Below are 11,377 nucleotides of genomic sequence, written 5' to 3' on the forward strand. Positions count from 1 at the left end.
CACCCCCTCAGTCCCGGAGCCAGGAGAAGCGCACGCACAGCCGTCCGCCGAAACGGCTCTGGAACCACCCGCCCAGATCGACGGGCAGACAGCCCGCGTTCTCGTCCTCGCCCGGCGCGGACTCCCCGCTCTCCTGCTCGCCCGGGGTGCGGGCGCCGGCCGAAAAGGCCGCCCGGTACACCTCGGCCGCCGCCCGGTTGCTCCCGCACTGCCACACGCCGTGCGGGCAGTAGTCGGAAAGGGTCTGGTAGAGCGGCGGATGCGCGGCCATCCACGCGATCATCCGGCGCATGTACTCCGTGTTGTCCCCGTTGCGGAAAAGCCCCCATTCGGGGTACGAGACCGGTTTCCCGTGGTCCTTCGCGAAATCCACGTGGTCCTGGAGACCGTACGGCTCGGAGATCTGCCGGTCGAAATCCATGTCCTTCGGCTGGTCGTAGGAATCCATGCCGATGATGTCGACCGTGTCGTCGCCCGGATAGCACTCCGTCCAGCCGATCGCGTCCTTTCCGCGGGCCGGTGTGAAATCGAAGCGGAACTTCTGCCCGGGAACGGAACGCATCGCGCCGGCAATACGGTTCCAGTAGTGCTTCCACGCCTCGGGATCGGGGCCGCAGCGGTGCGCGTACGTCGTCCCGTTCATCTCCCAGCCGAGCACGAGCACCGTGTCCGGCACCCCGAGGGACACGAGCCGCCGGGCCAGGGCGCGGAAGTGCTCGTCGTAGTCCCCGCGCGCGCCCTTGCGCAGCTTCCTGGCGACCAGCGGATCGGGGAGCCACGCCTCGTTCCGGTCCAGCATCGGGACGTTGAGGACGAGGGTGCGCTGCGGCTTCGCACGGCGCCAGCGCGCCCAGTCGGCGAGGAAGGAGGGCCGCCCCTCGATGTTCGCCCACACGTCCCCCGGCAGGTAGGTGTGCCCGACGGTCGGCTCCCGCCCGCCCAGCCAGCGCGCGAAGCCGCTCATCCGCTCGATGCCGCGCGGCCCGTAGTCGAGATACGCGCCGAAGCCGGGGGACGCCGCCGGGCCCGGGCCGGAAGGGCCGGTTTCGGCCCCCTCCGGAACAGGAAGAGGCGCGGCGTCCCGATATTCCCCGCCGTTTCCGCCCCCGCCTTCCGGGGCGGAAGCAGAGGCGGCCGGTACCGTCGCGAAGGCGACCGCGCCGAAAGGGGCGGGCGTGCAGGCGAGCGCCGCGAGAATTCCCGCTGCGAGGGCAGCACGTCTTCTCCGGCCGGGCCGGGAGGGTCGTGGCCGGAAGGGTTCCTGGGTCATCGCCGTCTCCTGGGAATTGTCCAATTGGTGGTCCGTCTGGTGGGTGGCATTCATATGTATTCCTATTGCGCCGATCGAGGGCGTAATCCGTTCGGCGAAGCGATCCCTCGCCCGGGTGAGCCGCCGGTGGGACGCGGAAGAAGCCCCGCCGGGGCGTACGCGCTCGATCCGGAGGTGCCCGCCGTCCTCCTGCGGATCGACCACAACCCCTTCCACCACGGCACTCTGGGCGCCGCCCGCTCCCTGGGCCGCGCCGGAGTCCCCGTGCACGCCGTCGCCGAGGGCGGCCGCGGGCCGCTCGCCCGTTCGCGCTACGTCCAGCGGACGTACCGTCAGCCCCCGGCCTCGGAGGGCACACCCGGGGTCCTCGCCGTCCTGCGCGAGGCGGCGGCCGGGCTCGGCGCCCCCGCCGTGCTCCTCCCCATGGACGACCTCGGCGCCATCGAGGCGGCCCGGCTGCCCCCGGCGCTGGCCGCCCGCTTCCTGCTCCCCGACCAGCCGCCGGGGCTCGCCGCCCGCGTCGCCGACAAGGCCGAACTCGCCGGGGTCTGCGCCGAGGCCGGGGTCCCGCACCCGGAGACCGTACGGCCCACCGGGCCCGCCGAGGCCGAGGCCGCCGCCCGGCGCCTGGGCCCGCCCGTCGTCGCGAAGTGGAGCAGGCCCTGGCTGCTGCCGCCCGGCCGGGGACTGCGCTCCACCACCGTGCTGCGCTCCCCGCGCGAGGCCGCCGCCCTGTACGAGCGCACCCCCGAGGCCGGAAGCGCCCTGCTGCTCCAGCAGTTCCTGCCACCGGGGCCGGGCGGTGACTGGTTCTGCCATGCCTACGCCGACCGCACGGGGCGCCTGCGGGCGGGCGGCACCGGCCGCAAACTGCGCTCCTGGCCGCCCGGCGCGGGCCTCACCGCCGTCGGACGCTGGGAGCACGACGCGCGGATCGCCGACAGCGCCCGCCGCCTCGTCGAGACCCTCGGCTACCGGGGCATCCTCGATCTCGACCTGCGGATCGACGCTGCCACCGGCGCCCCGCACCTGCTGGACTTCAACCCGCGCCCCGGCGCCCAGTTCCGGCTGTTCACCGACCGGGGCGGACTCGACGTCGTCCGCGCCCTCCACCTCGACCTCACCGGCCGCCCCCTGCCCGGCCGCGCGCCCGCACCCGGCCGCCGCTTCACCGTCGGCAACTACGCGCTGCTGTCCGCGCTCAAGAGCCGTACGGGCGCTGCGGGCGCGAGGCGCGGCCCGGCGGCCACCGGCGACGGCGGCGGGCCGGGGCGCGGTGGGCGCGAGAGCGCGTGGTGGGCGGCCGACGATCCTGTACCGGCCCTCGTGATGGCCCTCGCCTGGACCGTGCACCTGGCCCGCCGCGCGACCACCCGCCGCCCCCCGGCCACGACCGCCCCCGGCCTCCCCCCGGCCACCGGGCCCACCGGTGAACCGGCCGGGCCCACCGCCGTCACCGAAGCCACCGACTCCCCCGAAGCCACCGCCGTCACCGAGCCCACCGAACCCACCGAACCCACCGACCCCACGGGACCCGCCCGATCCGCCGTATCCGCGGCGGACACCGAGAAAGCGAGCAGCACCTCATGTACGACCTCGTAGTGGTCGGCGCGGGTCCCTACGGACTGTCGGTCGCCGCGCACGCCGCCGCAGCCGGGCTGCGCACGCGCGTGTTCGGCCGGCCGATGGCCTCGTGGCGCGACCACATGCCGCCCGGCATGTTCCTCAAGTCCGAACCCTGGGCCTCCCACCTGTCCGACCCCGCGCGCCGCTTCGGCCTCGACGCGTACTGCGCCCAGCGCGGGCTGAGCGCCCGGCACGGCGAACCGCTGCCCGTCCCGGTCTTCGCCGAGTACGGCCTGTGGTTCGCGCGGCAGGCGGTCCCGGGCGGCGTCGACGCACGCATGATCAGCGAGGTGCGGGCCCTCGCGGGCGGCGGTTTCCGGCTGCGCGCCGAGGACGGCGGGACGCTGCTCGCCCGCACCGTCGTCCTCGCGGTCGGCGTCATCCCCTTCACCGACCTGCCCCCGGTCCTCGCCCCGCTGGAGCGCGCGTACGCGACGCACAGCAGCGACCACCACGACCTCGGCCGGTTCAGGGACCGCGACGTGACCGTCGTCGGCGGCGGGCAGGCCGCCCTGGAGACGGCCGCGCTCCTCGCCGAACAGGGCACCCGCACCCGGGTCCTGGCCCGCGCCGCCGACCTCGCCTGGAACACCGTCCCGCCGCCCTGGCGGCGCCCGTGGTGGCAGACGGCCCGCGCCCCGCACAGCGGCCTCGGCAGCGGCTGGCGCAACTGGTGCTACTCCGGACTGCCCGGCGCCTTCCGCCGCCTGCCCGCCGCCACCCGGACCCGGATCGCCCGCGAGGCGCTCGGGCCCGCCGGGGCCTGGTGGCTGCGCGAACGCGTCGAGACCGGCGTGGAGGTCCTGCTGCACCGCGAGATCCAGCACGCCGTCCCCGAACACGGCCGGCTCCGCCTCGCCCTCAGCGCGCCCTACGCCGCCGAACCGGAGATCCTGCACACCGACCACGTCATCGCCGCGACCGGCTTCACGCCCGCCGCCTCCCGGCTGTCCCTGCTCGACGAGGAGACCCGCGCCCGGCTCGTCACCAGCGCCGAGGACGGCTCACCCGAGGTCGGCCCCGGCTTCGAGTCCTCGGTGCCCGGACTGTTCATGGCGGGGCTGCTCACCGCGGCCTCGTTCGGCCCCTCGATGCGCTTCGTGCTCGGCGCCCAGTACACGGCGGGCCGCCTCGTGCGCGGCGTCCGTACGCGACTGCGCTCGGGACCGCCGCCGCTCGCCCCCGCCCTCCCGCGCCCCACGACGGCGGGGCCCGGCACCCCGGCGCGGACGCTCAGGGGCTGACACCCCCGCGGACCGGGGCGTTCCGGCTGCTCACGGCGGACCCGAACCGAGCAGCCAGAACGCCCCGTAGCCCGCGGCGACCAGCGCAGCCGCCGTCACCACGGCGTACGCGGCCCGCGCCGACCGCATCCGGTGCAGCGCGAGGGCGAGCGGGAACAGTACCGGAAACGCGGGGATCATCAGACGCGGCTTCGAGCCGAAGTACCCGGACGTGCACAGCGCGAGGAGCAGAACGACCCCCGTGTACACGAGCAGCGGCCACGGCTGACCCTGCCTCACCCCGCGCACGTACAGCCACACCAGCAGCGCCACGCCCACGAGCAGACCGAGGCCGCCCGCGAAACCCGGACCGCCCAGCAGCCCGCCCACGAAGCGCGCGAACGCGAGACCGCCGTCGAAGCCGTTGCCCCAGTCGCCCTGCACCGACAGGTAGCCCAGCGGTCCGTGACCCGCGCTCAGTCCCGCCCACAGGACGTAGCCGCCCGCGCCCAGCGGAGCGAGCACCGCCCCGGCCGCCGCGCTCCGGGAGCCGCGCCCCGCGCGCACGGCGAGCGCCACGCCCACCCACACGGCGAGCGTCACCGCGAGACCCACGGGCCGGGTCAGCCCGGCCGCCGAGGCGAACAGACCGGCCCACACCCAGCGTTCCCGCAGGACGCACCACAGCGCCCAGGCCGCGAGCGCGGTGAACAGCGACTCGCTGTACGCCATCGACTGCACGACCGACACCGGCAGCACCGCCCACAGCGCCGCCGCGAACACCCCGGCCCGCTCCCCGTACAGCGAACCCGCGATCAGGTACACGGCCCAGGCCGCGCCCAGTGAGGCGAGCGCGCTCACGACGAGCCCGGCGTCCCCCGGAGCGAGCCCCGTCACGGTGGACAGGCCCTTCTCCAGCCACGGCAGCAGCGGGAAGAAGGCCATGTCGGACAGCACCCGGCCGTCCGGCGCCGTCAGCGTGAAGGAGTAGCCGTGCTCGACGACCCGCACGTACCACAGCGAGTCCCAGCGGGCGGCGAGCACCTTGTGCGCGCTGCGGCCCTCGGCCGCCGCCCACACGGCGAGCGTCACGAGGCCCAGCGCCCGCACGGCCGCGAGCACCAGGACGGCACGCACCGCGCCCCGCACGGGAGGAAGACGTGCGGGGCGCGGGCGGTCGGAGGCGGCCTCAGGCGTCCGCGTGGCGGTGGCGGGGGACCCGTCCGCCGGGGCCGCCGGGTCCACTGGGTCCACGGGTTCGCCTGGGTCCACGGGGCCTGATCACCGGTTTCTGCTTCTCGCGTCGGACGGGGCTCGCGGCCCGCGCGGCGTCTGCGCCGGCCGCGGACCACGACGCCCGCGACCTTACCGGCGGGCCGCCCGGGACCCGCGCCGGTACAGGACGGCGCCACCGGCCGGCAGCGCGGCGCTCGCGACCCCGGCGAGCAGCACCCCCGCGCCCGCGCCGGTCTCGGCGAGGTGCGGCCGCGCGGGCACGGCCCGGGGCGGGGTGTACGCGGCCGCCCGCGCGGCCGGGCCGTCCTCGCTGCCGAAGTGGGCGAACCAGCTGAAGCCGCTGTCCTCCCCCTCGTGCTCCTCGTGCGACGCGGGTGCCTGAGGGGCGGACGGACGCGGGGCGGGGTGGTGCGGAGCGTGGTGGTGCGCGGCCGGCGGCTTCGGCGCGTTGGCGCACGCGTTGCCGAACACCGGGTTGAGCAGCGCGAGCACGTCGACCGTGTTCCCGCACAGGTTGACCGGTACGTCGACGGGGGCCTGGAGCAGGTTGCCGGACAGCACCCCGGGCGAGCCGGCGGCCACGCCCTCGGCCGCGGCCCCGCCGGAGTGGTCCGCGTGCGGGGCCCGTTCCTGCGGCCGGGGCGCCGCGTGCCGGCCGTGGTACTCGCGGTACTCGCGGTCCCCCGGGTGCCCGGACCGGGACTCGGAGCCGGGCACGGAACGCGCCGCGTGCTGGGGCGCGGACCGCTCGTGCGCGACGCGCTCGGGGGCGGCGTGCCCGGCCGCGTCGGCCCGGCCCTCGTCGCCGTTCCCCGCCTGCGCGCCACTCCCGCCCTCGCCGCCGTTCGCGCAGCCGTCGGCGAACGCCGGGTTGCCGAGGCCCGCGACGTTCACGCTGTCGCCGCACACGTTGACCGGGACGTCCACCGAGGCCTGGACGGTGTTCCCCGACAGGATTCCCGGGGAGTTCGCCGCCACGGAGTCCGCGGCGGCGGCGAAGGCGGGGGAACCGTTCAGGGACAGGACGCCGGACGCCGCGGCTGCGGTGACCAGCATTCCCCTGCTCAGGGCATGGCGCATGACGAGTCTTCCTGCTGGGGATCGGACACCGGCCCCGGAACGCGGCGGGCGTTCCGGGGCCGGCGGGGTGCCGGCCGCTCAGCGGGCCGGACGTGACGCGTGACGTCAGGCGTTCACGCAGGTGTTGCCGAACGCGGGGTTCAGCAGGCCGATGACGTCGACGGTGTTGCCGCAGACGTTCAGCGGGATGTGCACCGGGACCTGCACGAGGTTGCCCGAGAGGACACCCGGCGAACCGATCGCGGCGCCCTCGGCACCGGCGTCGGCGAACGCGGGGGAGGCGAGGCCAACGGTCATGAGGGCACCGGCGACGATCACGGCGGACTTCTTGAGCTGCATGGTGGTTCCTTTCTCTACGGTCAGACAGCTGTCGGGCGCCGGTCCGGAGCGGAGTACCGCGTCCCGGCCGTCCTGCGGCCGGGTGGGCACCACCCGGTCCGGCGTGCTCTGTCAACGACGGCGCCCGGCGGAGGAAACCCCCGCGCGCACAACCGTCCGTGGGGATTCACTCGAACAGCGTGGGAACACGGAAGCCCGCACAAGATAAACGGAAAAAACCTTCACATGATTTATCTGCCGGGAGGCTGGAATCCGGGCAGCGGAAAACCGCCGTCCCGCCACCGAGGAGAACCCCGGGGAAATTGCGCGGGAAAGGCGGGGCCGGCGGCGGAGGGCCGGCGGAGGGGCTGTGGCAGGGGCCGGTCCGGCCGGCCGGCGCCCCTGGCGGAGGTGCCGGCCGGCCGCCGGTGAGGCGGTGGTGGCCTCAGTTGCCCACGCCGTTGCCCGACAGGACCGGGATGTCCTCCAGGATGTGCGACAGCGGCTCGTCGCCCTTGACCTGCGAGGAGTTCTCGGTGCACTGCTGGTTCTGCGGGGAGGACAGGACGTTGACGTCCTGGACCGTGACCGGCACGAGGCCGATCAGCGAGCCGAGGTTGGCCTTGACGGGCAGGCCGATGCAGGGCTTGTTCAGCGAACCCTGGACCAGGGACAGCTGGGGGCTCTGGTCGCCCTTGGTCGAGGCGTTGCCGAACGCGCTCTTGGCGCCGTTGCCGGACAGCGTGGTGGCACCGCCGTCGTCGGCGATGGCCATGGCGGGGGCGGCCATGCCGATGATTCCGACGACCGAGGCCGCGGTGGCGGCGGCGGCCATAACCTTCTTGATCATGTGAATTCCCGTTCTGAGACGCCCGGTCTCATGTCCTAGACGTTCGGAGAACTTCGCAGACGTGCCGAGGCGGGGTGGGGCGAGCTGGGACAGGTCCGGCGGGACTGGCGTGCCGGGCTGCGACATGGGCAACTGGTCCGGGGCGCATTGGTTTCGCCGCTCGCGCCGTTTCACTCGTTCAGCGTGTGTTTTCCGCTGCATTCGCAAGGATTTCGGACTGCCCTCGGCGTGGTGTTCCTGATCTGCTTGTCAGCCGGTTGTTTATCATCTCAACTGCCTTGATGCGGCCCGCCGAATTCACGGCAGTTCCCGCTCTCTTCATCGCTCAGGGAGGAATCCGTGATGGCCACGCGCACCGCCGTGCAGAAGACCGCCCGCCCGGCCCGCGGCAGGACGGCCGAGAGGACCCCGGACAAGGCGCCCGCGTCGGTCAGGCCCCCCGCCAGGTCCGCCGCCCAGTCCCCGGGCGGATCACCGGGGAAGACCTCCCCGGGCGGATCGCCGGGGAGGACCCGGGGCAAGCCACCGGCCGGGTCCACGGGCAGAACCGTGGCCAGGGCGCTGTCCGGGGCCACGGCGAAGTCCCGTACGAAGTCCCCGGCCGCCGCCGCTTCCGGGAAGCCCGCCGCCGCTCCCGCGAAGCCCGCCACCGCGCGCAAGTCCGCCAAGCCGTCCTCCGGCAGGTCTGCGAGCGCCTCCCTCGCGAAGTCCGCCGGGACCTCTGCCGTGAAGCCCGCCGGGAGGACCGTCCCGAAGGCCGCCGGGAAGTCCGCGGCCGGGACGACGGCCAAGTCCCCGGCGCGCGGGGGCGGGAGGCAGGCGCGGACTGGCGCGGGACGGGCGGTCTCCACGGCGGCCTCCTCGAAGGCCGCTCCCGCGCGGGAGCAGGGCGCGGCGCGCCGGCGCGCGGGCCGGGCCTGGAGCGAACGGGAGCTGCGGCTCGTGGACCGGCTCGCCGAACTGCACGCCGAACTCGACTCGGTGCAGCGGGACCGGGCGGGCCTCATCGCCTACGTGCTGCGGCTGCACGCGGGCAGCGTCGCGGCGCCGGACGCGCGGGGCTGGTCGGCGGTGCACGTGGACACGGCGGCGGGCCGGCTGTCCTGGCAGGTCGCGCCCGAGGACGCGGACCTGTTCCAGGACTCCGAGCCCGCGCAGGGCGTCCCGAAGGCGCTGACGGCGGGCACCGGCGCGGGGCGCGAGCAGTCCGTGGAGACGCTGACCCGGCTGTCCTTCCTCCACCTGCACCGCCGCCCGAACCGCCCGGAGCGCACCGGCCGCCGCGCCTGAGGAGACGCCGGGCACCCTTCGGCTCGCTCGTACGGGTGAACGCCCACAACTCCACCCCGGGATGCCGAGTTACCAGGCTGCTCCGGGACGGGGCCCGTATCGAAAGGGAACACTCGTGTTCAAGAAGGCAATGTCCGCCGCGGCCGTCGCCGCCTCCCTCGTCGGCGTCGGTGCGGCCGCCGCCGCTCCCGCCATGGCCATCAGCGACGACGGCGGCGCCACCACGCTGTCCGGCAACGGCGCGCAGCAGGCGTACGGCAACCAGGCCACCTACGGCAACATGAGCCCGCAGATGGCGCTCGTCCAGGGTTCGCTGAACAAGCCCTGCATCGGTCTGCCGGCCAAGGTCAACGCCGGTTCGCTGATCGGCCTCGTGCCGATCACGGTGCAGGACGTCAACGTCCTGTCCTCCCCGCAGAACCAGCAGTGCACCGAGAACTCCTCGCAGGTCAAGGGCGACGAGCCGCTGTCGCACCTGCTGGAGGACCTGCCGATCCTCTCCGGGAACGGCGCGGGCAACCGCTGACCCGACCTCGCCGCGCCCCGCGCGCGGCACCACCGAGGACCGCCGCCCCGGCCAGGGGCGGCGGTCCTCGTGCGTACGGTCCTGGTGCGCGGGACCCTCAGCGCGGCCAGGGGTCGCGGTGGGCCAGCGCGTTCCACTCGGGGTCCGGCCGCCCCGGGACCGTACGCCCCTCGGCGGTCCACAGCTCCCACAGCCGCGCGAACTCCGGTTCGGTACGGGTGTCGGGCACCGGCCCCGGCTGCTGGGCGCCGTAGCCAGGCGGGGGCGGGACGGAGGGCGGCGGCGGAGGGTACGCGGCGGGCTCCCGGGCGACGGGAGGGGGCGCGCTCGCGCGGGGCGGCCGTGCCGGTGGCGGGGCCTGTTCGGAGGACTGCCGGCTGACAGGGATGAAGCCCTGCCGTTTCCATCCGCCTCTGGATTCAGATTCCGTCATGCTTCCTCATCGTCGACCGTCTCGCCCCGTGTCGAGGCCGTCACCCCCAGGGTCCACCGTTTACCGCCCGGTGCGGGGCGAAAGGGAGAATTCCGCGCGTCGCCCGCCCCTGGCGCCGGTGGGGTCCGCCCCGGGCGGACCGCGTGCCGGGTGCCCCGGGGTAACGGTCTGCGCGCGGGTCGCCCCCGGACGTGCGGTTGTACTGGGCCGTTCGGGTGGCGGGCCGGAACCCGGGGGCGGGGCGGCTGGTTGGGCGGGCTGGGATCCCACCGTCGGGGTCCGCTCTCGAAAGGGGACATCACATGAAGAAGCTGTGGGCAACCGCCGCAGTCGCGGCCTCGGTCGTCGGTGCCACCGCCTCCGTCGCCGCCCCCGCCATGGCCATCGCCAACGACGGCGGCGCCACCACGCTGTCCGGCAACGGCGCCCAGCAGGCGTACGGCAACCAGAAGACCTACGGCGACATGAGCCCCCAGCTCGCCCTGGTCCAGGGTTCGCTGAACAAGCCCTGCATCGGCCTGCCGGCCAAGGTCAACGCCGGTTCGCTCATCGGCCTCGTGCCGATCACGGTGCAGGACGTCAACGTCCTGTCCTCCCCGCAGAACCAGCAGTGCACCGAGAACTCCTCGCAGGTCAAGGGCGACGAGCCGCTCTCGCACATCCTGGAGGACCTCCCGATCCTGTCCGGCAACGGCGCGGGCAACCGCTGACCGACGCCGCCGCGCGCCCGCACGGGCGCCCGCATCGCGTGCCCGAGGGCCCGGCGCCGCTCCACCGGAGCGGTGCCGGGCCCTCGGCGTGCGCGGGGCGCGTGCGTGGCGGGATCTTTTCCCCGGGTTCATCCGTTGGGGGGAGAGGGTCGCACGGGCCCTGGTAGCTTCTACACTTCTGTAGATACAAGCTGGTGGTGCGGGCGCTGACGCTCCGGTGACACCGGCGCAGATGAACGAGATTCGGAGTTCTCATGGCCCTGTGGGATCGCATCAAGGATTCCGCCCAGACGATGCAGACGCAGCTCGTGGCGAAGAAGAACGACCTGAAGAGCGGCGCCTTCCGGGACGCGAGCATGGCGATGTGCGCGCTGGTCGCCGCCGCCGACGGCAGCATCGACCCCTCGGAGCGGCAGCGGGTGGCCCAGCTCATCGGCACCAACGAGGTCCTGCAGAACTTCCCGGCCGACGACCTGCGCCGCCGTTTCGAGGCCAACCTCGACAAGCTCACCGCTGACTTCGCCTTCGGCAAGGTCAGCGTGCTCCAGGAGATCGCCAAGGCCAAGAAGAAGCCGGCCGAGGCCCGCGCCGTCGTGCAGATCGGCATCGTCATCGGCGGCGCCGACGGCGACTTCGACAAGACCGAGCAGGCCGTCGTGCGCGAGGCGTGCTTCGCCCTCGACCTCCCGCCGCACGAGTTCGACCTCTGAGGTCCGCTTCCCCGCACGGGACTTCGGCATGAGGAGGGGCCCCCGGGACCATGCGCAGGGTCGTGACGACCTGCTTGAGCTGCTGGACCGCTCGGGTGCCGGCGC

The 11,377-nt window shown here is 74.4% G+C and carries 13 protein-coding genes; 6 read left to right on the top strand and 7 right to left on the bottom strand.

Annotation, left to right across the window (positions count from 1 at the left end):
• Positions 1 to 7 precede the first annotated feature (7 nt).
• The gene (locus AB0J21_RS11740; protein WP_363145681.1) at positions 8 to 1,270 is read right to left on the bottom strand and encodes a glycosyl hydrolase; all 1,263 of its coding nucleotides are present in this window, start codon (positions 1,268 to 1,270) and stop codon (positions 8 to 10) included.
• Between the two features lie 126 nt (positions 1,271 to 1,396).
• Between AB0J21_RS11740 and AB0J21_RS11745 the strand changes: the two genes are divergently transcribed.
• Positions 1,397 to 2,872, top strand: a complete 1,476-nt coding sequence (locus AB0J21_RS11745; RefSeq protein WP_363145682.1) for an ATP-grasp domain-containing protein — start codon at positions 1,397 to 1,399, stop codon at positions 2,870 to 2,872.
• A complete protein-coding gene (locus tag AB0J21_RS11750; protein WP_363145683.1) occupies positions 2,857 to 4,140 on the top strand; it encodes an FAD-dependent oxidoreductase in 1,284 nt (427 codons plus the stop codon). Before AB0J21_RS11745 ends, AB0J21_RS11750 begins: the two co-directional genes overlap by 16 nt.
• A 30-nt stretch (positions 4,141 to 4,170) precedes the next feature.
• On the opposite strand, the gene AB0J21_RS11755 is transcribed toward AB0J21_RS11750, so the two are convergent.
• The 5 genes from AB0J21_RS11755 to AB0J21_RS11775 all read right to left on the bottom strand — a co-directional run bounded on the left by AB0J21_RS11755 (position 4,171) and on the right by AB0J21_RS11775 (position 8,271).
• Complete coding sequence (locus AB0J21_RS11755) at positions 4,171 to 5,256, bottom strand: glycosyltransferase family 39 protein (RefSeq protein WP_363145684.1); 1,086 nt, start codon at positions 5,254 to 5,256, stop codon at positions 4,171 to 4,173.
• Positions 5,257 to 5,484: 228 nt separating this feature from the next.
• A complete protein-coding gene (locus tag AB0J21_RS11760) occupies positions 5,485 to 6,435 on the bottom strand; it encodes a chaplin (RefSeq protein ID WP_363145685.1) in 951 nt (316 codons plus the stop codon).
• Positions 6,436 to 6,540: 105 nt separating this feature from the next.
• Positions 6,541 to 6,774: a chaplin gene (locus AB0J21_RS11765; RefSeq protein WP_363145686.1), complete on the bottom strand. Its 234-nt coding sequence runs from the start codon at positions 6,772 to 6,774 to the stop codon at positions 6,541 to 6,543.
• Positions 6,775 to 7,198: 424 nt separating this feature from the next.
• The gene (locus tag AB0J21_RS11770; protein WP_363145687.1) at positions 7,199 to 7,603 is read right to left on the bottom strand and encodes a rodlin; all 405 of its coding nucleotides are present in this window, start codon (positions 7,601 to 7,603) and stop codon (positions 7,199 to 7,201) included.
• A 269-nt stretch (positions 7,604 to 7,872) separates the two neighbouring features.
• Positions 7,873 to 8,271 (bottom strand): hypothetical protein, encoded by a 399-nt coding sequence (locus AB0J21_RS11775; RefSeq protein WP_363145688.1) that lies wholly within the window; start codon positions 8,269 to 8,271, stop codon positions 7,873 to 7,875.
• A 58-nt stretch (positions 8,272 to 8,329) separates the two neighbouring features.
• On the opposite strand from AB0J21_RS11775, the gene AB0J21_RS11780 reads away from it, so the two are divergent.
• Both AB0J21_RS11780 and AB0J21_RS11785 read left to right on the top strand, forming a co-directional pair.
• Positions 8,330 to 8,893 carry a hypothetical protein gene (locus tag AB0J21_RS11780; RefSeq protein WP_363145689.1) on the top strand — a complete coding sequence of 188 codons (564 nt, stop codon included), beginning with the start codon at positions 8,330 to 8,332 and terminating at the stop codon, positions 8,891 to 8,893.
• 115 nt (positions 8,894 to 9,008) lie between these two features.
• Positions 9,009 to 9,419: a rodlin gene (locus AB0J21_RS11785; RefSeq protein WP_363145690.1), complete on the top strand. Its 411-nt coding sequence runs from the start codon at positions 9,009 to 9,011 to the stop codon at positions 9,417 to 9,419.
• A 97-nt stretch (positions 9,420 to 9,516) separates the two neighbouring features.
• Here the strand turns inward: AB0J21_RS11785 and AB0J21_RS11790 are convergent, their stop codons facing one another.
• A complete protein-coding gene (locus AB0J21_RS11790) occupies positions 9,517 to 9,648 on the bottom strand; it encodes a hypothetical protein (protein WP_363145691.1) in 132 nt (43 codons plus the stop codon).
• Positions 9,649 to 10,154: 506 nt separating this feature from the next.
• Between AB0J21_RS11790 and AB0J21_RS11795 the strand changes: the two genes are divergently transcribed.
• On the top strand, positions 10,155 to 10,562 hold the full coding sequence (locus tag AB0J21_RS11795) for a rodlin (protein ID WP_363145692.1): 408 nt from the start codon (positions 10,155 to 10,157) through the stop codon (positions 10,560 to 10,562).
• 254 nt (positions 10,563 to 10,816) lie between these two features.
• Positions 10,817 to 11,272, top strand: a complete 456-nt coding sequence (locus AB0J21_RS11800; RefSeq protein WP_363145693.1) for a TerB family tellurite resistance protein — start codon at positions 10,817 to 10,819, stop codon at positions 11,270 to 11,272.
• The last annotated feature ends 105 nt before the right edge of the window (positions 11,273 to 11,377 follow it).

Origin of the sequence: Streptomyces sp. NPDC049954 (assembly GCF_040656295.1) — a bacterium.
In the GTDB taxonomy this organism is placed as follows: domain Bacteria; phylum Actinomycetota; class Actinomycetes; order Streptomycetales; family Streptomycetaceae; genus Streptomyces.

Bases quoted from the DNA above. Each gene is read 5' to 3' on its own strand.
- AB0J21_RS11740 (WP_363145681.1), bottom strand. From the start codon at position 1,270: ATGACCCAGGAACCCTTCCGGCCACGACCCTCCCGGCCCGGCCGGAGA.
- AB0J21_RS11750 (WP_363145683.1), top strand. From the start codon at position 2,857: ATGTACGACCTCGTAGTGGTCGGCGCGGGTCCCTACGGACTGTCGGTC.
- AB0J21_RS11760 (WP_363145685.1), bottom strand. From the start codon at position 6,435: ATGCGCCATGCCCTGAGCAGGGGAATGCTGGTCACCGCAGCCGCGGCG.
- AB0J21_RS11765 (WP_363145686.1), bottom strand. From the start codon at position 6,774: ATGCAGCTCAAGAAGTCCGCCGTGATCGTCGCCGGTGCCCTCATGACC.
- AB0J21_RS11770 (WP_363145687.1), bottom strand. From the start codon at position 7,603: ATGATCAAGAAGGTTATGGCCGCCGCCGCCACCGCGGCCTCGGTCGTC.
- AB0J21_RS11795 (WP_363145692.1), top strand. From the start codon at position 10,155: ATGAAGAAGCTGTGGGCAACCGCCGCAGTCGCGGCCTCGGTCGTCGGT.
- AB0J21_RS11800 (WP_363145693.1), top strand. From the start codon at position 10,817: ATGGCCCTGTGGGATCGCATCAAGGATTCCGCCCAGACGATGCAGACG.